17 protein-coding genes and 1 pseudogene are annotated in these 23,037 nt (G+C 67.7%); 13 read left to right on the top strand and 5 right to left on the bottom strand.

Annotated features, from left to right (window positions below):
* Positions 1–3 precede the first annotated feature (3 nt).
* Both ABEB07_RS15175 and ABEB07_RS15170 read left to right on the top strand, forming a co-directional pair.
* Entirely contained in the window at positions 4–624 is a 621-nt protein-coding gene (locus ABEB07_RS15175) for an HD domain-containing protein (protein ID WP_345668797.1), read from the top strand.
* Positions 621–1,607, top strand: coding sequence for a glycosyltransferase (locus ABEB07_RS15170; RefSeq protein ID WP_345668796.1), 987 nt, complete (start codon positions 621–623; stop codon positions 1,605–1,607). Before ABEB07_RS15175 ends, ABEB07_RS15170 begins: the two co-directional genes overlap by 4 nt.
* Before the next feature lie 7 nt (positions 1,608–1,614).
* Here ABEB07_RS15170 and gltX read toward each other — a convergent pair whose 3' ends face one another.
* Entirely contained in the window at positions 1,615–2,991 is a 1,377-nt protein-coding gene (gene gltX / locus ABEB07_RS15165; protein WP_345668940.1) for a glutamate--tRNA ligase, read from the bottom strand.
* Between the two features lie 480 nt (positions 2,992–3,471).
* Positions 3,472–4,689: a DNA cytosine methyltransferase gene (locus tag ABEB07_RS15160; RefSeq protein WP_345668794.1), complete on the bottom strand. Its 1,218-nt coding sequence runs from the start codon at positions 4,687–4,689 to the stop codon at positions 3,472–3,474.
* Between the two features lie 74 nt (positions 4,690–4,763).
* On the opposite strand from ABEB07_RS15160, the gene ABEB07_RS15155 reads away from it, so the two are divergent.
* The 8 genes from ABEB07_RS15155 to ABEB07_RS15120 all read left to right on the top strand — a co-directional run bounded on the left by ABEB07_RS15155 (position 4,764) and on the right by ABEB07_RS15120 (position 16,510).
* The gene (locus ABEB07_RS15155) at positions 4,764–4,985 is read left to right on the top strand and encodes a hypothetical protein (RefSeq protein WP_345668792.1); all 222 of its coding nucleotides are present in this window, start codon (positions 4,764–4,766) and stop codon (positions 4,983–4,985) included.
* A 232-nt stretch (positions 4,986–5,217) separates the two neighbouring features.
* Positions 5,218–5,547 carry a hypothetical protein gene (locus tag ABEB07_RS15150; protein ID WP_345668790.1) on the top strand — a complete coding sequence of 110 codons (330 nt, stop codon included), beginning with the start codon at positions 5,218–5,220 and terminating at the stop codon, positions 5,545–5,547.
* 75 nt (positions 5,548–5,622) lie between these two features.
* Positions 5,623–5,970, top strand: a complete 348-nt coding sequence (locus ABEB07_RS15145) for a helix-turn-helix domain-containing protein (RefSeq protein WP_425589007.1) — start codon at positions 5,623–5,625, stop codon at positions 5,968–5,970.
* Complete coding sequence (locus ABEB07_RS15140; RefSeq protein WP_425589006.1) at positions 5,970–6,662, top strand: transposase; 693 nt, start codon at positions 5,970–5,972, stop codon at positions 6,660–6,662. The genes ABEB07_RS15145 and ABEB07_RS15140 overlap by 1 nt, the downstream gene beginning before the upstream one ends.
* Before the next feature lie 599 nt (positions 6,663–7,261).
* Complete coding sequence (locus ABEB07_RS15135) at positions 7,262–9,094, top strand: hypothetical protein (RefSeq protein ID WP_345668788.1); 1,833 nt, start codon at positions 7,262–7,264, stop codon at positions 9,092–9,094.
* A complete protein-coding gene (locus tag ABEB07_RS15130; RefSeq protein ID WP_345668787.1) occupies positions 9,094–10,533 on the top strand; it encodes a hypothetical protein in 1,440 nt (479 codons plus the stop codon). The genes ABEB07_RS15135 and ABEB07_RS15130 overlap by 1 nt, the downstream gene beginning before the upstream one ends.
* Positions 10,530–15,566, top strand: a complete 5,037-nt coding sequence (locus ABEB07_RS15125) for an FtsK/SpoIIIE domain-containing protein (protein ID WP_345668785.1) — start codon at positions 10,530–10,532, stop codon at positions 15,564–15,566. The genes ABEB07_RS15130 and ABEB07_RS15125 overlap by 4 nt, the downstream gene beginning before the upstream one ends.
* Before the next feature lie 194 nt (positions 15,567–15,760).
* Positions 15,761–16,510, top strand: a complete 750-nt coding sequence (locus ABEB07_RS15120) for a transposase family protein (protein ID WP_345668784.1) — start codon at positions 15,761–15,763, stop codon at positions 16,508–16,510.
* Between the two features lie 57 nt (positions 16,511–16,567).
* Here the strand turns inward: ABEB07_RS15120 and ABEB07_RS15115 are convergent, their stop codons facing one another.
* From ABEB07_RS15115 to ABEB07_RS15105, 3 genes and pseudogenes are all read right to left on the bottom strand, one after another.
* Complete coding sequence (locus tag ABEB07_RS15115) at positions 16,568–17,071, bottom strand: very short patch repair endonuclease (RefSeq protein WP_345668783.1); 504 nt, start codon at positions 17,069–17,071, stop codon at positions 16,568–16,570.
* A 529-nt stretch (positions 17,072–17,600) separates the two neighbouring features.
* Complete coding sequence (locus ABEB07_RS15110) at positions 17,601–18,770, bottom strand: pyridoxal phosphate-dependent aminotransferase (protein WP_345668782.1); 1,170 nt, start codon at positions 18,768–18,770, stop codon at positions 17,601–17,603.
* A 107-nt stretch (positions 18,771–18,877) separates the two neighbouring features.
* Positions 18,878–19,642 (bottom strand): annotated as a pseudogene (locus ABEB07_RS15105) (aminotransferase class I/II-fold pyridoxal phosphate-dependent enzyme); the annotation flags it as partial.
* Positions 19,643–19,781: 139 nt separating this feature from the next.
* Here ABEB07_RS15105 and ABEB07_RS15100 point away from each other — a divergent pair.
* The 3 genes from ABEB07_RS15100 (at position 19,782) to ABEB07_RS15090 (ending at position 22,871) form a co-directional block, all read left to right on the top strand.
* Complete coding sequence (locus tag ABEB07_RS15100) at positions 19,782–20,096, top strand: hypothetical protein (protein ID WP_345668781.1); 315 nt, start codon at positions 19,782–19,784, stop codon at positions 20,094–20,096.
* Positions 20,097–20,511: 415 nt separating this feature from the next.
* A complete protein-coding gene (locus tag ABEB07_RS15095; RefSeq protein ID WP_164585796.1) occupies positions 20,512–21,045 on the top strand; it encodes a DUF2617 family protein in 534 nt (177 codons plus the stop codon).
* Between the two features lie 173 nt (positions 21,046–21,218).
* Positions 21,219–22,871, top strand: coding sequence for a polyamine aminopropyltransferase (locus ABEB07_RS15090; protein ID WP_345668780.1), 1,653 nt, complete (start codon positions 21,219–21,221; stop codon positions 22,869–22,871).
* Positions 22,872–23,037: the final 166 nt, after the last annotated feature.

Below are 23,037 nucleotides of genomic sequence, written 5' to 3'. Positions count from 1 at the left end.
CGGATGAACCCCATCGACCTGGACCACGTCCTGACCGTGCTCGGCGCCGCCGCGTGGAGCACGGACGAGCAGTCCCGTGCCCGCGTCGCCGGCGCCCTCGCCCTCGCCCTCGCGGTGTACGACGGCCACACCCGCGACCAGGGCACCCCGTACCTGGAACACCCGCTGGCCGTCGTCACGCTTCTGCGTACCGAGATCAGGGTTAGCCACCCCGAGATCCTGCTCCTCGCCCTCCTCCACGATGCCTTGGAGGTGGCCCCCGAATCGGAGGCGCTGCTCGTCCAGCACCTGGGCGGCCGATTCACCGTCCGTCTGCGGGCGATGACGGCCGACCATCGCCTTGATCAGCGCCCCAAGGCCGCCGGCGACGAGACCCGCTGGCGCTTCAAACAGGCCGCGCTCCCACCTGAGGACCTCCTCGTCCGGCTCGCCGACCGCCTCCACAACCTGCGCGATCTCGCCGCCTCGCCCAACCTCGACCGGCGTCGGCGGTTCCTCCGGAGCCTGGAGGACTTCTACCTCCCGCTCGCCGACGCCGCCCGCGGCCTCAGCCCCCACCTGAAGGCCATGCACGCGCTGCTCCACGTCGAGTACGTCCGACACCAACAGGAGGTACGTCCGTGAAGCGGATCGTCTACTCGATGGAGCCGGTCGGCCGGACCGGCGGCCGGGTCTACCTGCGGATGCTCCACGAGGCGACGGCCGACGACGTGGAATGGCGCACGGTCCCGGACCACAAGCGCACCTACCGCGTCCGCCGCTGGCGCAAGCTCCGCCACCTCACCCGTCTGGCCCCGAGCATCCGGGCGCTCGACAGCACCACCGGCATCTTCATGTGGGACGACCTGAGCCTGTTGCTCTTCACGCCGGAGATGCGGGCCCGCACGGTGTTCCTCCTGCACCACTACGAGCCGCTGCAGCACGACTCCGCTCCCGTCGAGGCCATGCTCTGGGAGCACCTCTTCCGCGTACTGCCCCAGTGCGCCGCCGTGGTCTGCGTCGCCCCGTACTGGGCCGGCTTCCTCCAGGCCCGAGGCGTCCGCAACGTCCGGGTGATCTACAACGCCTTCGACATGGCGGAGGTCGAGCGGGCCCGCGGCTTCGACCGGACCGAGTGCCGCGCAGAGTTCGGTCTGTCCCCGGACACGATCGGGGTGTACGCGGGCAAGGCCGTGCACTGGAAGGGCACCGAGGAGGTCTCGGCGGCCCTGGCCGACGCGCCCGGGCTGCGGGTGATCACCAGCGGCAGCAACACCATCGGCTTCGACGGCGCCCACTACGACGTGGAGCGTGAGCGGTACCTCCGGCTGCTGTGCGCGTGCGACGTCGGCGTCTTCCTCCCGCAGATGCGAGAGGGCTGGAGCCGCTGCGCGGCCGAGGCCCTGCTGCTCGGCCTGCCCTGTCTGATCCGACCGGTGGCCGGCCTGGGCGACCTCGCCGCGCTGACCGGCCAGCCGGCCCCAGACCTCGTCCGCCTCCCGGCGCAGGTCCGGAAAGGCGCGGCGGCGCGCCAGACCGAGACCAAGGCCGCCTATGAGGCCCTGGCCCGGTTCGATCTGAACTACTTCGGCAACGCCTGGGGCGACCTTCTCGCGAGGGTCGCCTGACCGGCGGCTACGCCTGCGCGGCGGCCAGCTTCTTGGCCGCCGCGTCCAGACGGGCCAGCACGCGGTCCCGGCCGAGCAGCTCCATGGACTCGAACAGCGGGAGTCCGATCGTGCGGCCGGTGACCGCGACCCGGATGGGCGCCTGGGCCTTGCCCAGCTTGAGGCCGTGCTTCTCGCCGACGGCGAGCAGGACGGCCTTCAGGTCGTCCACCTTCCAGTCCGGGACGGTGGCCAGCTCGGCACGGGCGTCGGACAGGATGTCGCCGGCGCCGGCCTTCATCGCCTTGTTCCACGACGCCTCGTCCTCGACCGGCTCGTCGAGGAACAGGAAGTCCACGTAGCCGGTGATCTCCGACAACAGCGCCATCCGGGTCTGAGCCAGCGCCGCCGCCACCTCGAAGACGTCCTTGTCGAACGCCTCCGGCTGCCACGGCGCGTACGGGGCGACGAGCCAGGGGGCACAGGCGGAGGCAAACTGCTCAGGCGCCAGGGCGCGGATGTAGTCACCGTTGAACGCGGTCAGCTTCTTCACGTCGAAGAACGCCGGCGCGGTGTTGACGTCCTCGATCCGGAAGAGCTGCTCCAGCTCCTCGTACGGCATGATCTCCCGGTCGTCGCCGGGCCCCCAGCCTAGGAGCATGAGGTAGTTCACCATCGCCTCGGGGAGGAAGCCCTCGGCGAGGTAGTCCTCGAGCGCGACCTTGTCACGGCGCTTGGACAGCTTCTGCCGCTTCTCGTTCACGATCACCGGCAGGTGCGCCCACACCGGCGGCTTGGCGCCGAGGGCCTCCCACAGCAGCTGCTGCTTCGGCGTGTTCGACAGGTGCTCCTCACCGCGGATGACCTGAGTGATGCCCTCGTCCAAGTCGTCGACCACATTGGCGATCAGGAAGACCGGGGACCCGTCACCACGGGCAACCACGAAGTCCTCGATCGCACTGTTCGGGAACGCCGGCTCTCCGCGGATCAGATCGACCACGACGGTCTCGCCCTCGTCCGGCGTCCGGAACCGCAGCGCCCGACCCTCTTCGAAAGTCAGCCCCCGCTCCCGGCAGAACCCGTCGTAGCCGAGGTGATCCGACCCGGTGCGCTCCTTGAGCTGCTCCCGGGTGCAGTCGCAGTAGTACGCCCGGCCAGCCGCGAAGAGCTGCTGGGCCGCTTCCTGGTGCCGGTCGGCATTGTGCGACTGGAAGTACGGCCCCTCGAACGCCGCGTCCTCGCCGTGGATGCCGATCGCCGCGAGCGCGTTGATGATCCCGTCGATCCACTCCGGCTGGTTCCGGGCCGCGTCGGTGTCCTCGATCCGCAGGACGAACGTGCCGCCGGACTGTCGCGCCACCGCCCAGTTGTAGAGAGCGGACCGTGCACCACCGACATGGAACATGCCGGTCGGGGACGGGGCGAAACGAACGCGAACCGGGGCAGTAGACATGCGCTCCAGAGTACCGACGCCGGACCTACGCCTCTGACCACTCGCCCTACCTTCGCACCGACGTTTTCTGCCGACCCGGTACTTTCCTCGCCCGTCCCGTTCCGCTGCAGGTACATACCCCCGGCTGTCCGCTTACCACGGTTCCCTCCGGCCTAGACCGCAGGCACCCGGATGCACTCCACGCCCGCATGGATGCGCGGCGCCGCACCGGATGCCAAGCCCCGCGACGCCGTGATCCTGCGCAAGGGCGGCTGGGCCCTGTAAGGGATCAAGGAGGACCTGGCCCCGGAGAGCGAGCGGAGTATCAGCGCCCGTATCCGACAGGCCACCGGCCACGAGTCCGCGTTCGTCACACGCTAACCGGTGGGCATCCGGTTCTTCTGCTATATGCGGCCGGCCGACGATCCGAGCGTGCCCCTGACCATTGCGGGCTCAGCAGGCAAGGTCTACAGCAGAGGCGCCGAAGTCGTCATCAAGCTGCCGGGAAGCATCGTCCTTCACCTGCAGAACGTCAGCGTCGAAGAGGCTGGAGGTCAGCGCCTCGGTCAGGGGTGGGGGTACGGCGTTGCCGATGATGACCTGAACCTCGGTGCGAGTCAGCTCGTAGCGAGGCTTGACCCTCTCATCGACGATCTTGAAATAGTCCGGGAAGCCCTGGATGCGCGCGGCCTCGTGGGCGGTCAGACACCGAGGAACGGCAGGGTGGACAAAGCGTCCGCGACCCATCGTCGCAAAACCGCTGGTAATGGTCTGAGACGGACGGTCCCACCACAGACGGCCATACATTGCGACGTAATTGTGCTTGCCCCGGTGACACACGGGGCGCTGCTCGTTCGGCAGATTGTATTCGTCATTATCGAAGAGATATTTCATACGCCGCTGGTTGTCCGCGTTGGGTACGGCAGCTTCATCGAAGAATGATTTGGCGGAAACATCGAGCAGGTCGCCGATTGCCCAGCGCAGGTCATGCGGTGCGGCGTTGTGGTCTTCGATCTTCAGTAGGTCAGCAGCCGAGAAACCAAAAGGCAACGCGTCTTCACGGACGGCCAGCAGTATGTGGCGCTTGCGTGTCTGAGCAACCCCGAGCTTGAGTAGGTCGATACGGCTGGTGGCGACATCATATCCAAGCTTCTTGAGGTGAACGATGGCGCGGGAGACCACCTGCTGCTTGTCATTGACAACGGACAGCACGTTCTCAACGACGACTGCGCTGGGTCGCAGAACCTCTGCGGCACGAACCATGCGCAGGTACAGGCGGTTCTTGGGGTCATCGCGGCGGGTGTGGTTGTTGAGGTTACTGTGCCCCTGGCACGGCGGCCCTCCGATCAGGAGATCCACCTCTCCTACCGTGGAGAGGGTCTCGTCCTCCTGAGCGGTCAACGGGGCGCCAAGGTCACCATCGAAGAAGGACTCGACGGTTCCCTGTTGGACGTTGGCCTTGGGAAAGTTAGCCTTGAAGACCTTGGTGGGAGCCGCCTCAAAATCAACCGCGAGACGAACATCGAGTGAGACGCCATGCTTGTGTGCTGCCTGGGCGATACCGAGGGTGAGGCCACCGCAGCCAGCGAAGAGGTCCACGACTCGCAGGGAGCCGACACCCTCTTCAAATTTCGGCCGCCGCTTGGCCTGCAAGGGGTGTCGCTCACCCACGTGTGACCCCCATCTGCACTTGCTTGTAGATCCGGCGGAACGAGCGGTCATCGTACTCGATCAGGGGTGATCACGTGCTGCAGACCGGCACCCATCCCTCGCCTGACGTGCCGACCGCGACGGTTCCACGGCTCGCCTTCGGGCAATGGGGGCCTCTGAATGAGCTCGTCAACGACCACCACCCCGCAACCCTGTCGCTACCGCGGCGTCGACAGGCCGACGTCCCGCACTTCCTCGAAGGGATCGCAGGCAACCTTGAGCGCCGCAGTGCCAAGCGCAGTGATCGCCGATTCTGAGGTTCCCCTCGTAGCGTGGAGTCTGTGACAGCAGGGGATGTCGGTTGTCATGACGGAGAAGCGTCGTAAGTTCACGGCGGAGCTTCGCGAGGGGGCGGTACGGATCGTGACCGAGACCGGGAAGCCGGCTCCCGAGGTCTCGTAGGACCTGGGGATCAACGAGACGACGTTGGCGAGCTGGGTCTCGCGGGCGAAGCGGGCCGGGACGGCCACGTCGGAGGACGGGGACGCGTTGATCGCTCGGCTGACGGCGGAGAACGCGGCCGCCGTGGCCGGGGTGATCAGCGACAACAGGACCGAGCACGGCATCCCGCACACCGTCTCGTGCCGCGCTCAGGGCGTGAGCGAGTCGTGGTTCTACAAGTGGCGCGACCGTCCGCCCACCGGGCGGGAACAGCGGCAGAAGCAGCTGGCCGACGAGATCGAGGAGATCTTCACCGAGTCCGGTGGCACCTACGGATCGCCGAAGATCTTCGTCCTGCCGGTCCGCAGGGGCTGGCACATCTCGGTGAACACCGTGTCGAAGCCACTGACTTCGGCTCGTCAGGGTGATGTTTGCTGAAATTGCCGATGGGGCTGGGGGGGTGGCTGTATTCCGTGGTGTGTGAGGTATGCGGATGGGGGCGGGCTGACCGCTGTGGGACGGCAGCGCCGCGAGGCTGTACGAGCGCGGGCGGCCGAGTTGTTCGTGCAGAAGATCAAGCCGCCGGAGGTCGTGCGGCGTCTGCGGGTGAGCCGGAAGTCGGCCTACCGGTGGCAGCAGCTGTGGCGGGACGGCGGTGTGCAGGCCCTGGCCTCGCGTGGCGCGAGCGGGTCGCGGTGCCGGCTGTCCCCGCGCTGTCTGGAGAAGCTGGCCGCGTACCTCGACGAGGGGCCGGCCGCGCACGGCTGGGTGGAGGACCAGGTGTGGACCGCAGCGCGGGTGGCCACACTGATCGGCAGGAAGTTCCACGTCTCCTGCAGCGTCCCGGGGCCACACGGCTGATGCACCGCCTAGGCTTCAGCCCGCAAGTGCCTGCCCGGAGGGTCGCCGGGCGCGACGAGCAGGCCGTGAAAGGTCTGGAAGGAGGCGACCTGGACCGAGGTAAAAGAGCCCGGACGGCCTGCAGGGGCTACATCTGCTTCGAGGACGAAGCCGGGTACACCCGCAAGCCGCCCCGAGGACACACCTGGGGCCGGCGCGGCGTGACGCCGGTCGTCACGGTGAGCGGCCGCCGCTCGGGACGGCTGCCGGTGGCCGGGCTGGTCGCGATGCGGCCCGGCTCACGCACCCGGCTGTGCCACCGGCTGATCTCCCACCCGGCGGGCAAGCGCCGCAGCATGGGTGAACGCGACTTCATCGCGCTGATCGACGGCGCCCACCAGCTCCTCAAGGCACCGATCGTGCTGGTCTGGGACCGGCTCAACACCCACGTCTCCAAGAAGATGTGGAAGTTGGTCGGGCAGCGGGAGTGGCTGTCGGTGTTCCTGCTGCCCGCCTACTCGCCCGACCTCAACCCGGTGGAGTGGGTGTGGGCGCACGTCAAACGGAGTCTCGCGAACCTCGCCGTTGTCGCCCTGGGCCGTCTGGAGGCGCTCGTCCGCAACCGGTTCAAACGCCTCCGATACCGGCCCGGCACCCTCGACGGATTCATCGCCGGGACCGGCCTCCCCCTCGACATCCCAGCGTCACCCTGACGAGCCGAAGTCAGTAATGGCCGAGCTCGGCCTCGTCGCCCAGGTGGTCAGGCGGCGAAGCGGACTGACCAGGCAGGGCAAGCGGCCAGCCGCGCCGGACTTCGTCAAACGGGACTTCACCGCCTGGGAACCTGATCCCGTCTGGGCCGGCGACATGACGGAGATCCCCACCGAGGAGGGCAAGCGAGCTCTACCTCGCTACGGTCATCGACCTGCTCTCCCGGCGCCTGCTCGGCTACGCGATGGGCGCCCACCACGACGCGGACCTGGTCGTGGCCGCGCTGAACATGCAGCGGCCTCCCGCAGCGGCGACGTCCGTGGCGCGATCTTCCACAACGCCCACCGACTACGCAACGTGTGCGGGTTCAAGAGCCCGATCGGCTACGAGATCGAGTACTGGGCCGGCCTCACCGTGGAGCTGGCTGCAAAGGCAGGACTCCACAGTTCGAGGGGGTTGACAATCCTCAAGGCTTGCGGCATAGCCACGCACTGGCGAGCCAGGGGCACTTTCGCGCCTAGTCGTGGCATTTGATCTACCGTCGGGCGTGCTGGCAGCTAGAATTCTGCAGCTCCCGGCTCGGTCGACGAAGGACAGCAGCATGCCGCTAGAGGTCAACAAGCACGTCCAACGGATACGTCGTTACCAGCCGTTCGACGTCGACGCCTCTGAGATGGTCTACGAGCTGCAGGCTGACTGGACACAGCCACAGTTCCCCGTTGTGACGCTGGACTACCTGCTGAGTGCCATCGAGCGACAGACCACGAAGACCATCGTCCTCACCGGAGACGCCGGACATGGCAAGACGAGCCTGTGTGCCAGCCTTCTGGCCCAACTGCGGGCCGGCGATGAGCCGATCACACCAGATGTCCGGAAGGCGGTCTTCGTCGAGCTGTCCGAGGCAAAAGGCGCGAGCCGCCCTGTCGGCCGGACCCGTAGCGGCCGCCCGCTGTACATCCTCAGCGATCTGAGCGAGCTCAGCCCGCAGGCTGGTGCCCACAAGCTCGTTGAGCTTCTCGACCCTCCGGACAATGGCATCGCGATCATCTGCGCGAACGAGGGCCAACTGCGCAAGTGCGTTGCCGAGGATGACAACCTTGGCAAAGTCGGCACTGGGCGTGCCAAGGTTCTAGTGCAGACCCTAACGGAAGGCATAGTTCGCGGGCAGGTCAGTGATCCTCATGGTGCAGTCACCGTCATCAACCTCAACTACCAGTCCGTAGCGGCCGACAGCTCCAACGGCGGGCTCATCCCTTGGGTTCTAAAGCAGTGGACAACTACCCAGTCGTCGCGGTGGAAGCGGTGCGAGACCTGTGATGCACGTGAGGTCTGCCCGATCCTGGCCAACCGCAACGAACTGAGTGATCCCACCCGCGGGCCTCAGCGCCGGGCCGCGATCCGGGACATGTTCGCTGCGGCCGAGCAGACCGGGGCCGTAATCACGACACGTCAGGCGCTATCGGTGACCAGCTACATGCTCACCGGCGGCCTGTCCTGCGATGACGTCCACGCCAGGTACCAGCGGTCGCATTCGAACCGGCTGTGGCAAGCTCCCCACCTGTACCACCAAGCGCTCTTCGGTGACCGGTTGAGTCAGCAACAGCGTCATCTGGTTCCTGCCTTCTTCGCGCTACGGAAGTTGGATCCGGGCCGGGTCTCCCGTCGCCAGGTCGACGACCGACTGGACCCTGACACGGCGGGCGACTTCCCTCCCGCGGACGCCAGCAGCTACCTGCAGAAGGTCCGCACGAATCGGGACGCCCAGAAGCAGGCCGAACAGTTGCGGGGCCTGTACACGTTCCTGCGGCGAGCCGATTTCTTCAACAGTGACGACGACACGGACCGTTTCGCCCGCATGGGCCTGCAGGCTGGCGACGACTTTGTGCGTGTCCAGGACAAGAACCGGGACCCGGCAGACACCAGAGTGCGAGACCGATTCCTCAAGGGCCTGGAGGCCGCCCAGGGCATCCACCGGGCAGCGAGCAACCCTGACTTCTTCGTACTTGACCCCGCCTTCTTCACACACCGCGCCCGCGCGGCCGTGATCTCCCGGCGAGTGCCCAGCAAGGGCGTCGAGGTGGTCGACCAGGTTACCCAGTGGCAAAAGGAAGCCGGCACGAGCACCACCCCCGAGATGCGGAACGCCGTTGAGTGGCTCAACCGGGCCATCTACATCCGTATCCCGGCCGTCGCCCCTGGCCAGGACGCAGTCTCGGTGGAAGCGGACCTTTTGCGTTTCGAGTTGTTGACGCGGTGGGCCGCGGGCCTGCGCAGCGAGGTGCAGCACGAGGCAGAGATCCGCGGCCTGAGTGGGTCCCTGGCTGAGCTGGCTGACTCGTCGAACAAGGACGACGAGATCCAGGTACTGGTGGGCAACGTCATGCGAAAGCTCATGATCGACGTTGGCGACAAGATCAGGTCGGTGCGTGCGTAATGGCTGATCGTTCCAAAGCCGAGGTCGTCCTTCGCCTCTTCGGGGTGAATCTCGAACAGCAGGGCCGCGGTTTCTACGTCCCGCTTGAGATGCTCGCGATCGCCCGCGGCGTCTACCTGGCGCATCAGGAAGACCCGGAGAAGTTCGCAGGGCTCCTAGACAACGGAGCTGGCACGGCTTACAAGAGGACCTCGCACGACTTGGCCCGGCGGATCGCGACCAAGACCCGCATTGTCGAGGGCGATGAGGAACTCGGCAAGGCCGTCGAGCTGGACTCTCCCGAGACGATGGAAACGCTCCACGCCCTGTTCTCGTCCTTGTTGGTTGAGATCCCAGGGCGTCGCAGCCAGACCAGTTGGTTCGGCGCACACATCTATCCGTTCGTTGGTGAGCTCATCCACTACGACGCAGTCGAACGACGAGTCAAGCAAATCGATGCCAAGAAGAGCGCGAAGAAGCGCAAGCAGGCCACCAAGGTCGCTGTCGGCATCAACGCTCCGAGTATCGAGCGCTACCTCTTTCGCGATGGTGGGAGTTGGGCCTACAAAGTCCTTCGTGCCGACCCCGATCCTGACCGCAAGGAAGCGACCCGACAGGGCCTGTGCGACCTCGTGCAGGACAGCGGAACCCCGCTGGGCAATCTCGCCAAGGCCCTCAGCGCGCACGACTTCGACTACGACGAAGCGCCCGTGGAGGGCTCAGACACAGGAATCGAGCTGTATGAGGACCGCAGCCCGTGGCCTGATCTACTGAGGGAGGGGACCTGTAACATCGTCACTCGGATCGCTACGGTCCCGAGGGCCAAGCGCACTGAGAGCCTCATGCACTGGGTCCCCTACTGCTTGGCACGCCACCAGCTCCACCTCGCACGCACCAAGCTCGGTGCCACCAACCGCGAGTCAATCCTGTTGGACTTCGGCAACGAGGCAACCCCGCTGCGCAGGGAATCGCAGAAGAACCTCGCTGGCTTCCGCAACGACATCGTCAATGCGATCAACGTCCAGGCTCGGGTGATGATCGGCGAATCCGAAGACGACGAGGACAAAAAGCGGCGCTACGGGAGATTCACGAAGGAGGGTGGGACCGCGGTCGCCTCACCCCGAGCGTTCTTCAGCGAGACCCTCGCCGCAGTCGGAGCCCTGAACGCGACGGCCGGGCGCCGGCACTTCACCATGAAGCCTCCGATGCTCGAGGCTCTGGTCTCTGCCACCGTCGCGCAGGACGCGGAGATGGAGTTCGACAAGTTCTGCACGCTGCTGTACGAGAAGTATGGGCTTGTGATGGAGGACAAAGTCGCGGCAGCGAGCCCGTTGGCCTACGAGGTCGACCCATCGGTCCTTGACCACAACGGCAAGGCGTTCCGGGAGAAGCTCGCTGCTATTGGTCTGCTCACTCAATATTCAGATGCAACCAGCATGGTTCGAGGGGAGCCCCGGTGACCGACAGCAGTATCCGAACGCTCGGCCGGTTCGTCGCCGACGAAGCACTCCGCAAGGTCACTGAGGCCAACGGAGCCCGCGCCGTGCTGCGGGTCAGTGGCTTCGACCGGCCGACCGTGGCCGAGGCTCTCCGCCGCACCGCCCAGCAGCTGTCGGGCGCGCCGGACCGTCAGATTGTCGTCAAGGTCGGCACCTCAGAGCCAATCGAAGGTGTACCTGCTGAATACCTGCTGGGGCCGCAGGACCAACTGACCAAGTGGCGAAATTCGGGACAGGGCAAGGCAGTGCTGCTGTTCGAGTGGGGGCAGTCTCCGGACGCACAGGGGCTGGCGGCCATGAACCCCCTGAACGACGCCACGATCCTGGGCAACTACCGCGATCCTGCCGGCGAGCGCGGATTCGACAGGTTCATGGCGGAAGCGTGGCAGGAGGCGGGGGGTGTAGGCACCGTTCCGGCCGTAATGGGCACCTTTCTGCCGGAGATCTGGGGTGCCGTCACTGATGAGGAGCCCCGGTCCTTGCACCGCTGGGCGGCATTCCTGGTCGACACTGCGCGGAAGGTCGCAGCAACCCAGGTCCACACCCCTGACATGGTCTGCCCGGAGATCTCTGCAGCCCTGCCGGCTCTTGATCTCTTCCCAGACCGCGGACTCTTCATCAAGCCCGCCGCGCTGCCCACCCGGATCAAGAAGAACGTCTCGGTCAGTGCCTTTAAACAGCCCACGGGCAAGGAGATCACCGAGGACGACCTGATAGACCGCATAAGCGCGACCGAGTTCAGCGATGAGTCCCTGGACCACATCGGTACGGATTCCGAGACTGCCAAGGCACTCATGCGCAGCCTCGTACTCAACCTCAATCGCAGTGGCTCTACTCCGCAGGATTCTCGTCAGTTGCGCCGCGAGCAGGACCTGACCCTCTGGCTGGAAGTCTTCGAGCAGAAGTCCAAGAAGATCGGCCTGGGCCAGCAGGTCCGACAGGAGATCGAGAGGGCCGGCGCAGATCGGGTCGACGAGTTCGACGCCATGGTGATCGAAGATGCACTCGACCGCGGAGATCAGGAAGCCGCACAGCGCTTCCTTGACGAGGCTCCTATCGGCGGAGCGGAGCCGCTGGCTGACCTGTTGTCCAAGCGGTCGCGCCGCAAAGTCGAGAAGCTTGCCTTTCCGGACTCTCAGTTCGTCCAGGACCCACTGCGTGCCCTGCTGCGCGAGCTGACCTACTTCTCCGATGAAGACGAAGGCTCCGTCGTCGTCGGGCTTGAAGGCAACCAGGAAGCCGGGCGGTGGAGCCGCTGGCTGTTTGCCTTCCTGTACGCCAACACCCTGGATGACGTCCGGGAATCCACCGGTCTTCGCCTGACCCTGGACGTCAAGAAGTGCCTGTTGGACCTGACCAAGCCGCCCCTGCCAGAGGAAGACGATCCGTTCGACCCGAACACGGAGTGGGCCCCGCTGCGCATCCTGGTCGAGATGGACGGAGCCCAGCGACGCTTTCGCTGGGACCCTCTTGGCATTCCGGGGCAGATTGCGCTGGCGGCCCTCATCCACGGCTGGCGAACTCCCCCTGGCTATGCCAGCAAGTTGACCTTCGACGCATTCCTCGAGAAGTTCAATGACCCCCGGCAGTGGCAGGCCGACGAGCCCGTGCCCGTTCCCGCGTCGCAGTTCGCCAGTCAGCTGGAGCGCCTCAGGCTGGAGCACTTCAACCGGTTCTGCGACGGGCTTGACGCCGGGAAGATCAACGATTACGTACGCGAGTGGGAAGGCGTGCTCCGCGAAGCTCGCACCACTCTGGTTCCCGACAACGCTCCGAACGCAGACCTTGAGGCTGTCGTCCTGACCGATGTCGTCGGGCTGGCCGACCACCGCATGATGATGCTGGCCACTCACCCGTTGAAGCTGCGCTGGCTGGCAAAGAACTACGAGGAGACTGCCGGGAGCATCGTCACCGCCCTGAACAAGGAGGGAGGTCTGAGCCTCAACCAGGAAAACGAGGAGCTCTTCTTCGACGCCATCGACCGCATCTCCCCTCACGGGACACCGGCGGTCCTCGCCGGTCCCGGCGGCACGATTGCCATTCCGATGCGGGAATCGGCCGGGCACGAGGAGTACGCACCGGTCCGCTACGGCGGAAACGAGTCCAAGGACTGGCTCTCCAGCGTCGACGAGACCGCGATCGACGAGATGGTCCGCGTCATCACCGACTACCTGACGACCTACCCCCACAAGCTTGATGGGTTGCGCGTACTGCTTCTGGACCGCAACGGCGACCCTGTCCTGCCGATGCGCGTGGCAAAGCAGATGCGGGCCAAGAACCCTCGTCTGAAAGTCGATCTAGTCGTACTGGCTCCGCAGGCCACCCACCACGAGATCATCCAGGGTTTCGACCTGCAGTTCTCCGGTGCGGAGATGTCCGATGACAGCTTCCTGCCCGATGTCCAACTGATCCTTCAGGCGTGGGAGCCCGACCAGGAAGCAGACCTGTCAGGGCTGGAGGACACCATCGACCTCGCTCTGGCGCCGGCACTGTTCGGCACACAGACCAGTATGAAGGAGAGCACCAAGAAGGAGTCCTTGTCGGGTTCCTTCAACCCCTGGAAGCACCCAGCCTCACACAACCTGGCTCAGACCAGCGAGAATGTCGTGAGAGCGCTGTTGCCTGAGACCGCCGACGAGACTCTTGAGTCCTGGTCGACCTTGTGCGTGCGCTACGACCGCCGTTCCCCGGTCTCCCGGGAGAGTGTCGACGGCATCGACTACTTCGAGATGCAGGTGCAGTTCGACCAGCACCAGGAGCTGTTCGAGACCCTGCACCGTGTGGCCCACTGGGTCGTCACTCTCGACAGCTTCATCGGCCGTGAGCAGATCGACGCCCTGCGCAACCGCCCTGACGTCATTCTCGTCAAGCCCAGCGTCGGCAAGAACGAGTCCTACACCCTCATTGTCAGCTCGCAGACCGGTCGGCAGTTCGTCGTCCAGCGACTGCGCCGCCGCCTTGAGCAGATCGGTGTGGTCACCCCGCAGGACTCGGAAAGCACCGCTAAACGAATCTACGAGGTCGGCCGCAACGTGGCCCCTGGCGCCGTGCTGCGCTCCCTCGGCATCGGCACCACGGTCAACGAAGTCGTCGGCCTGGTTGCCACGCGGTTTGTCATCGACCAGCAGTTTCCCGTCTCTCGGCAAGGCACGAGCCTGGTCACCTGGATCAGCTTCGACGAGCATCACCGCTGGTTCGGCCGCGGACACAAGACCCGTGCCGACCTCGGCCGGTTTGTGCTGACGGTCCAGGAGGACGGCAGTGTTCGCCTGGATGTCCTGGTCGCCGAGTCCAAGTTCCGCCAGACCTTTGACGTCGGTTCGGCTGAGGAACAGCTCAACCGCACGACCGACCTGTGCAGGGATGCCTTCCGTTCGGACGGCGAGGCTCGCCACGACCGTCCCTTCTGGCTGGACGAGCTTGCCGCCGCGATCGCTCAGACCAGCGGAAAGACCACGCAGGCCGAAGACCTTCCAGCCCGCACCCTGATCGGCAATGACGACCACCGCCAGGTCGAGGCGAAGGTCCTTGATGCCCTACGCTCCGAGGATGTCCAGCTTGGCCACGTCACTGGCGTTGCCGTGGCTATCTCGGCAGAGGATGATCAGCCGGCACCCGCGGTCGGAAGCCTCGGCAGGCACACCCTGGTGAGGTTGAACAAACGGGAACTGCTGAACCTCATCGGTGCTCTGCGCGCCAAGCAAGACCCCAACAACGCCGATCCCCTTGTTCTCTCTGGGGCCCCCGGCGGGACCGCGAAGGTCGCCAACAATGCCGTCAACGCCTCCTCTGTGGGCTTCGTCGCAGCACCGCCCACTCCGGAGGAAGCAACGGCAACTGCCGAGGCCGGCGAGGTCGCTGCTCGAACAGCCCTGCTAGGAGCCGTGCTTGCGCGTCATCCTGCCGCAGAGGCAGATCCTGCCCCTCTGAAGGCTTCCCGCGGTGGGCTCTCGGATGAGGAGCTGGCGCTTCGATACAACAAGATCGTTGACGTTTTCGCTCGCCACAAGGTCGCGGTCACCGCACCGGAGGTCGGCAAATGGCAGGAGGGACCCGGCTTCTACATCTTCCGGTTCATCCCCAATCCGGGGGTCACTGTGGACAAGTTGACCAACCGACGCGACGAGATCTTTCTGGCCCTGGCACTGCCCTCCGGGTTCAGTATTCGCACTCGCAGCGATCGCGGCTCCGTGCTCTTCGAGATCCCCAAGATCGACGACGAGAAGTACGGCGTCGACGCCAAGGCGCTGTGGCGGCGGTGCCCAGCCGATCCCGAGAGTCTCATCGCCCCGCTGGGCGCCGACATCGAAGGCAACCCGGTCACGATTGATCTGTCCTCCGCAGACTCACCGCACTTGTTGGTGGCCGGCACTACCGGGTCAGGAAAGTCCGTCGCGCTGGACACGATCCTCAAGGGCCTGGTCCGGTACGACAAGAGTGCCCTGCGTCTCCGACTCGTCGATCCCAAGGGCACCGAGCTTGTCGACTTCGAGGACGACCCGCACCTTGACGGCGTGATCGGTATGGACGCTGCCGACGCCATCGAGATGCTTGAGGAAACCGTCGAAGAGATGGCCGTGCGTTACAAAGACATGAAGGCGATCCGCACACGCAAGCTCGTCGAGTATAACGCCAAGGTTGACAAAGCAGATCGAAAGCCCTGGATCGTCATCGTCCTGGACGAGTACGCCGATCTCACTAGCGATCCCGAAGAGAAGAAGCAGATCGAAACGCTGCTCAAGCGCCTGACACAGAAGGCCCGCGCTGCGGGTATCCACGTCATCACGGCCACGCAGCGACCGAGTGCGGACGTCATCTCTACGACCATCCGCTCCAACTTCCCTGCCCAACTCGCTCTGCGTGTCAAGACGGCAACTGATAGCCGCATCATTCTGGACGAGACTGGAGCCGAAGCTCTGGCCGGACAGGGCGACGCCTTTCTGCACACGGCTAAGGGCACCACGCGACTGCAGGTGGCCTATGACGGGAGCTGACCGGGTCCCGCCCTATTTGATCAGCTCTATCTGGCAGAGGGGCCAAGAAGGCCATCAGCGGTACGAACTCTTCTCAGTGGAGCTTCTGCGATGTGGCCACCGATCGGGTGACGGTCCGTGAAGCGCAACGAGCGAGGCCCCCGGCCTGTTGATCGAGATGTCTGACGTATCAATCGCGTTGCTCGGAGGCCTCGTTGGTCATGCATCCTGCCGCACTTGACCTGCCGCATATGCTCGTGGAGTGGGTCACCATGCTGGTTGTCACCCGTGAGGGCGACCGGCGCCGCAAGCTCCGTCCGTCCCAGCGGGCGATGGTGGCACTGGTGTACCTGCGCGAGCACACCACTCTGGCGAAGATCGCTGCCGGGTTTGGGATCAGCGAGTCCACCGCCTACGCCTACACGCGCGCGGTCGTCGGCCTTCTCGCCGCCCGCGCACCGGGCCTGCTCAAGACGCTGCGCGACCACGAACCCGACTTCGTCCTGCTCGACGGCACGCTCGCCGAATGCGATCGGGTCGGCGACGGCCGGGCCGACTACTCCCGCAAACACCGCCGCCACGGCGTGAACGTGCAGGTCGTTACCGATCCCGTCGGCCGGCTGCTGTGGCTCTCGCCCACCCTGCCGGGCCGCACCCACGACCTGACCGCTGCCCGCACCCATCGGATCATCCGGATCTGCGAGCGCCAAGGGGTTCCCATCGTGGCCGATCTCGCCTACCAGGGCGCCGGCCCGTGGCTGACCACGGGCATCAAACGCAAGCTCCTGCAGGAACTGAGCCCCACCGACAAGACCCGCAACCGTGCCCTGGCCGCAGCACGCGCACCCGTCGAACGCGGCGTCGCCCGCCTGAAGTCCTGGCGGATCTTCCGCAGATCCCGCTGCAGCCCCAACCGCATGACGTCAATCACCAAGGCCGTCCTCACGCTGGAGCTGCAACGCTGAAGAAGCTCAGTGAACCTGGCGGAGTTCAGCTGACCGCTGCCGTCGGCCATGCGACGGTCAGGAGGTCTTCCTCAGATGCTTCGAGGCTCGCACCTCCTGCCGCCGAGCTGCCACTGCCTCAATGACGGTGGCAGCACACGCCTCTGGTTCGAGGTGTTCCCAGAAACGGAGCACCAGCCAGCCTGCCTCCGCGAGGCGGTTGTCTGTGTCGCGGTCGCGCTGGATGTTCCGGCCGATCTTTTCTTCCCAGTACGGCTGGTTCGTCTTGGGCATCACGAAGTGCTCCGGGCAGCCGTGCCAGAAGCAGCCGTCGATGAAGACTGCGACCTTCGCAGGGCGGAAGACCATGTCGGCTGTGCGGCGCATCTTCGGGAGCGGCTTTGCCGCTACTCGGTAGCGCCGGCCAGCGGCGTGGACAAGCGAGCGGAGGAGCAGCTCGGGCGCAGTATCACGGCTTCGGTTGCCCAGCATGCTTCGCCGGATCGCGGCCGACGACGCCCACGACCCCTCCGGCGGTGTCCACCGCTCGGCCGGCGTTTTTGATAGCTCTTGCTCGCTCATATCTCAGCAGCTCAGAGACAGCTTCCTCCGGGGCCCCGCCTGGCGAGGACCGCTTTCCTGTCCGTCCACCTCCATTCTCGGCGCTTCCCTGTGGCGAGGGCGGGCGGTCGCGAGCCTCTTACACACCGACGCCACCCAGCCCCCGACGATCCCCGAGCGCTGCAACGGGAGTGGCCTGGCGATGGGATCCCCACTCACAGAGTCCCGTGCTGCAGCAGTGCCCTGAAGGCGTCTGCCTCTCGCTGCAGCACAATGCGTCCGTCGCCGTCGCTGAACGCCAGGATCCGGCCGCCTGCATCCTGCCCCGCCTCCGCAAGGAGCCCTAGCGGCAGGGACACGCGGCCGTCGTCATCGATCTGCAGTTCTGCTGGTTCGCGTATCACAATCGCAGTTTGCCCACCTTCATGGTGGGCTGTCCTGACCGTTCCGGCGATCAACCGTCCAGGAGCGTCACCCTCTGTGACAGGCGGGTCCTCAAGAGGGACCAGGACCCGCCCGAACCTCACTCGGGACAGAGCGCGGAGTGGGTTCAGGCCGCCAGGTGTCGCAGCCGACTGGCAGCCTCGTGGAGGACGTCGTCCTTCTTGCAGAAGGTGAAGCGGACCTGGCTGCGGCCGGCGTCGGGGTCGTCGTAGAAGACGGAGTTGGGGATGGCGACGACGCCGCAGCGTTCGGGGAGGGCGCGGCAGAAGGCGTAGGCGTCCTTCTCGCCGAAGGGGGTGATGTCGGTGGTGATGAAGTACGTGCCCTCCGGCTGGTAGACATCGAAGCCGGCCGCGCGCAGGCCGTCGCCGAGCAGGTCGCGCTTGCGTTGCAGGTCGGTACGGAAGCCGTCGAAGTACGAGTCGGGGAGGCGAAGCGCTTCGGCGACGGCGTACTGGAAGGGGCCCGCGCTGACGTACGTCAGGTACTGCTTTGCGGTCCGGACCGCGGAGACGAGCGGGCCGTCCGCCACGACCCAGCCAACCTTCCATCCGGTGAAGGAGAAGGTCTTGCCGGCGGAGGAGATGGAGACGGTGCGCTCGCGCATGCCGGGGAGCGTGGCGATCGGGACATGGGCGGCGTCGTCGAAGACCAGGTGCTCGTACACCTCGTCGGTGACCACGAGCAGGTCGTGCTCGACAGCGAGCGCGGCGATGGCGCTCTGCTCGTCGGCGGTGAGGACCATCCCGGTCGGGTTGTGCGGGGTGTTGAGGAGCAGGAGGCGGGTCTGCGGGGTGATCTTGGACCGCAGCTCGTCCAGGTCGGGGCGGAAGGACGGGGCGCGCAGGGTGAGCGGGACGCGCTTCGCGCCGGCCATGGCGATGCAGGCCGCGTAGGAGTCGTAGAAGGGCTCGAAGGCGATCACCTCGTCACCGGGCTCCAGCAGCGCGAGCATGGTCGCCGCGATCGCCTCCGTCGCGCCCGCGGTGACCAGGACCTCGGTGTCCGGGTCGAGGCTCAGGCCGTAGAAGCGGCGCTGGTGGTCGGCGATCGCCTGGCGGAGTTCCGGGATGCCGGGGCCCGGCGGGTACTGGTTGCCGCGGCCGTCGCGCAGCGCTCGTACGGCGGCCTCGCGTACGGACTCCGGGCCGTCCGTGTCCGGAAAGCCCTGACCCAGGTTGATCGCGCCCGTCGCTGTCGCCAGTGCCGACATCTCCGCGAAGATCGTCGTCCCGAGCCCGTCCAGCCTGCGGTTCAGCAGCGGCCTGCCGCTCATGTCTCCACCGTCCTCACCCGTGTCCGTCGGTGCTTCGCGCGCCATCCTGGCCGATGCCGGGCGGACGGTCACGCGGCCAGTGTCCAATAGGTCGGCGAATCAGGATTGACCCAGCCGACCTTCCAGCCGGTGAAGGAGAACGTCTTGCCCGCCGAGCCGATCGTCACCGTGCGCTCGCGCATGCCCGGCAGGGTGGCCAGCGGGATGTGCTCGGCGTCGTCGAAGACCAGGTGTTCGTACACCTCGTCGGTGACCACCAGCAGGTCGCGTTCGACGGCCAGCGCGGCGATCGCCGTCAGCTCCTCGCGGGTGAGCACCGTGCCGGTCGGGTTGTGCGGGGTGTTCAGCAGCAGCAGCCGGGTCCGGTCGGTCACGGCCGCGCGCAGCTCGTCCAGGTCGAGGCGGAACGCGCCCTCGTGCGGCCGCAGCGTCACCGGCACCCGCCGGCCGCCCGCCATGGCGATGCACGCCGCGTAGGAGTCGTAGTACGGCTCCAGGGCGATCACCTCGTCGCCCGGTTCCACCAGGGCCAGCAGCGCGGCCGCGATCGCCTCGGTGGCGCCCGCCGTGACCAGCACCTCGGTGTCCGGGTCGTAGGAGAGTCCGTAGCGGCGCAGCTGGTGCGCGGCGACGGCCGTGCGCAGTTCGGGGACGCCGGGGCCCGGCGGGTACTGGTTGCCGCGCCCCTCGCGCAGCGCCCGTACCGCCGCCTCCCGGATCTCCTCGGGGCCGTCGGTGTCGGGGAAGCCCTGGCCCAGGTTGATCGCGCCGGTGGCCGCGGCCAGGGCGGACATCTCGGCGAAGATCGTCGTCCCGAACTCGGCGAGCCGGCGGTTGAGGAGCGGGCGTGCGCTGGAGGTCATGCCGGCCATCCTGCGCCGAAGCTCTGGAGTTCCTCAAGTGTGCTTTGGCCCGGGCGGCGGCCGGGGATATCCGGGGCACGCAGCGAGCGTGTCGCCCACGGGGGGCGTCCCCGGGGGTCTCCCGGGGGAGCGGAAGGAGCGTGACGCCATGGTCTTCGCGATAGTCCTGGCGGTGATCGCGATGGTGTTCCTGGGCGCCGTCGCGCGGGGGAGCGGGCGCGGGCGCCGGTCCGCGAAGGGGCGGCGGACGCGGGCCTACAGCAGCGGGAGCGCGGCGGGCGGCGGGGGCGCCGGGTGGTGGGCCTCGGGCGACAGCGGTTCGTCGTCCGGCGGCCACCACTCCGGAGGGCACCACGGCCACCACTCGGGCGGCCACTCCTGCGGGGGGAACTCCTCCTGCGGCGGCGGCAGCTCCTGCGGGGGCGGTTCCTCGTGCGGGGGCGGCTGCGGCGGGGGCAGCTGACGGGGGCGGCGGGGCGGATGTCGGGGGCGGTGGGGCGGCCGTCAGGGCGGTGGGGGTTGTGAGAAGCGGCAACTCCTCTTCCGGGGAGCGGAGTTCCCGTCGGGGAAGCGGAAGGGTGACCCCCATGTCCGGCCCGGTGCGCGTCGAAAAGTGCGCCGCTGTGTACGCCCTGGCGTACGCCGTAGTTGAACAGTTGAGCTGACAGGCCCTCTGAGGGATGGAAACCGCACGAAGTTGGGTAAAAAAGCTGTGGCGGCCCCGCCGTTCGTGGTTCCCTCTAAAGTGCCGACGCAGCCCCCTGGATGTCCTGCTCACACCCCTTCTGAACTGGGCTGACCGGGCCGTCCCCCCGTGTCGTCCGGGGTGCGCCGGCCTCCTGGACCCCCTTTCTTAAGCGTGCTAGCGGAGCCGATCCATGCTCACGACCCTGAACACCTCCTACACCGACACGCGCGCGGCCGACCTGGCCTGGGCGCTGGGGCGCGAGCCGCTGCCCGCACTGGCCGCACTCGACCTCGAACTGTCCGGCGCCAAGCTCCAGTTGCGGCTTCTCGGCGCCTCCCACCAGGTGCTTCTTGAGGAGGAGCGGGGCGTCTGCTCGGAGACGGTGGCGTGCATCAAGGGGTCCAGCACGCCCCTTCCGCTCGGCGTCGCCAAGCGGGTCGGCGACTGGGAGTACCAGTTCGCCGCGCGGGTCGAGGAACTGTCGCCGGGCTCTTTCGCCGGGCGCGCCCAGGAACTGCTGGCCCTGGTCTGCGACCACCCGCACGGCCTGGCCGGCGTCTTCCCGGGCAGTCCGCACGCGTTCACCGCCATGCTGGCGCAGCGGCGGGAGGGCCAGGTGCACTGGCGCACCTGGCACGCCTACCCGCAGGACGGCCAGCTGGTGGCGACCCGCACCCGGGTCGGCGCGCGCCGGTCCGCGCCGGTGCCCCTGCCCGTCAACTGAGCCGGCCCGCACGGCCGCACGCCCGCCCGCACGGCCACACGCCCGCACGGCCACGCGCCCGCACGCCCTCGCGCTCACGCGTTCACACGTTCAAACACGGAACGCGCGGACGCCGTGCTTTCCACACGTGTGGGTGACGAAGCGTGGCGTGCCCGTGACGTAACGTCGCAGTCGTGATCGAACCGCACGCCCCGGCCCCGCCCCGCCCGGCGCCCCCGAGGAGCGGCCCCGAGCGGCCACCCGCCCGGCTGCCCGTCCGGCCGGGCACCGGCCGGTTCCTCGTCCTCGCCGGCGTCTTCGTCTGCGCGGCCTGCGGACTGGTGTACGAACTCGAACTGGTCGCCCTCGCCTCGTACCTGATGGGCGACTCGGTCACCCAGGCGTCCGTCGTGCTGTCCGTGATGGTGTTCGCGATGGGCATCGGCTCGCTCGGCGCCAAGCGGCTGCGCCGGCACGCCGCCGTCGGCTTCGGCGCGATCGAGGCGACGCTCGCACTGGTCGGCGGGTGCAGCGCCATGGCGCTCTACGCCGTCTTCGCCTGGACCGGCGCCTGGGGCGGCCTGTGGGTGGCCGGACCGCGCTGTCTGCTGGTCGCCTTCTCGCTCGCCATCGGCCTGCTGATCGGCGCCGAGGTGCCGCTGCTGATGGAGCTGATCCAGCGCATCCGCCGCCAGGACGCGGGCGGCGCGGTCGCCGACCTGTTCGCCGCCGACTACGTCGGCGCGCTCGTCGGCGGCCTCGCCTTCCCCTTCCTGCTGCTGCCGCTGCTCGGCCAGCTGACCGGCGCGCTGCTCACCGGCGCGGTCAACGTACTGGCCGGCGGCACCCTCGTCCTCGGCCTGTTCCGGCGCGACCTCACCCCGCGCGGCCGCCGGCTGCTGCTCGCCGCCAACCTCGCCGTGCTCGGGCTGCTCGCCGCGGCCGCCGCCGGCGTCGGCGCCTTCGAACAGGCCGCCCGGCAGGCGGTGTACGGCGACGGCGTGCGGGTGGCGCTGCGGACCGGCGTCCAGGAGATCGTCCTGACCGGCGGCACCGGCGGCCGTCCGCTGGACCTGTTCCTCGACGGGCGGCTGCGGGTCGGCGGCCAGGACGAGCGCCGCTACCACGAGGCGCTGGTGCGGCCCGCGATGACCGGCCCGCACGCGCGGGTGCTCATCCTCGGCGGCGGCGACGGACTGGCCGCCCGCGAGGTGCTGCTCCACCCGGGCGTGGAGCGGGTGGACGTCGTCGAACTCGACCCGGCCGTCGTCCGCCTGGCCCGCACCGACCCGGCCCTGACCCGGCTGAACGGACACGTCTACGACGACCGGCGCGTCCGGGTGCGCACCGCCGACGCCTTCGCCCGGCTGCGCACGATGGAGCCGGCGGCGTACGACGTGGTGATCGCGGACCTGCCCGATCCGGGCATCACGGCCAGCACCAAGCTGTACTCGCGCGAGTTCTACGACCTGGCCCGCCGCGCCCTGGCGCCCGGCGGCCGGCTGGCGGTGCACGCGGGGCCGGTCGCCTCCCGGCCCGGCGTCTTCTGGACGGTGGAGGCGACGATCCGCGCCGCCGGTCTGCGCACCGCCCCCTACCGGGTGGACGGCCGCGGCTCCCCGTTCGCCGCCGGTCCCGACCGGGCGACGGGCGCCCGCAGCGCCCCGGGCGACTGGGGCTTCGTACTGGCCGCCCGCACCCCGCCCCGCCTCGCCCTGGACCCGCGGGCCGCCCGCCCGCGCACGCTCACCCCCGCCGCGCTCGCCGCGGACGCCCGCGCCGCCGCCCGCACCCGGATCTCCGGCCTGCCCCCGTCGACCCTGGTCCACCCCCGCTACGCCGGCTGAGCGGCCGTACCGCCCGGACCCGGAGCACCGTGCGCGGCCCGGCGGCCCGTCCCTCCCCCGAAGCGGAACGGACCGCCGGGCCGCCTCCCCCGCGGCGGCCCCCCGGCCGGTGGCGCGGAGCCCCGCCGCTCGGCCGGCGCACCGAGAACGTACGGCCGGACGGCCG

It is taken from the genome of Streptomyces similanensis (assembly GCF_039543625.1).
Taxonomy (GTDB): Bacteria; Actinomycetota; Actinomycetes; order Streptomycetales; family Streptomycetaceae; genus Streptomyces; species Streptomyces similanensis.
This window is presented reverse-complemented; position numbering and strand designations above follow the sequence as displayed.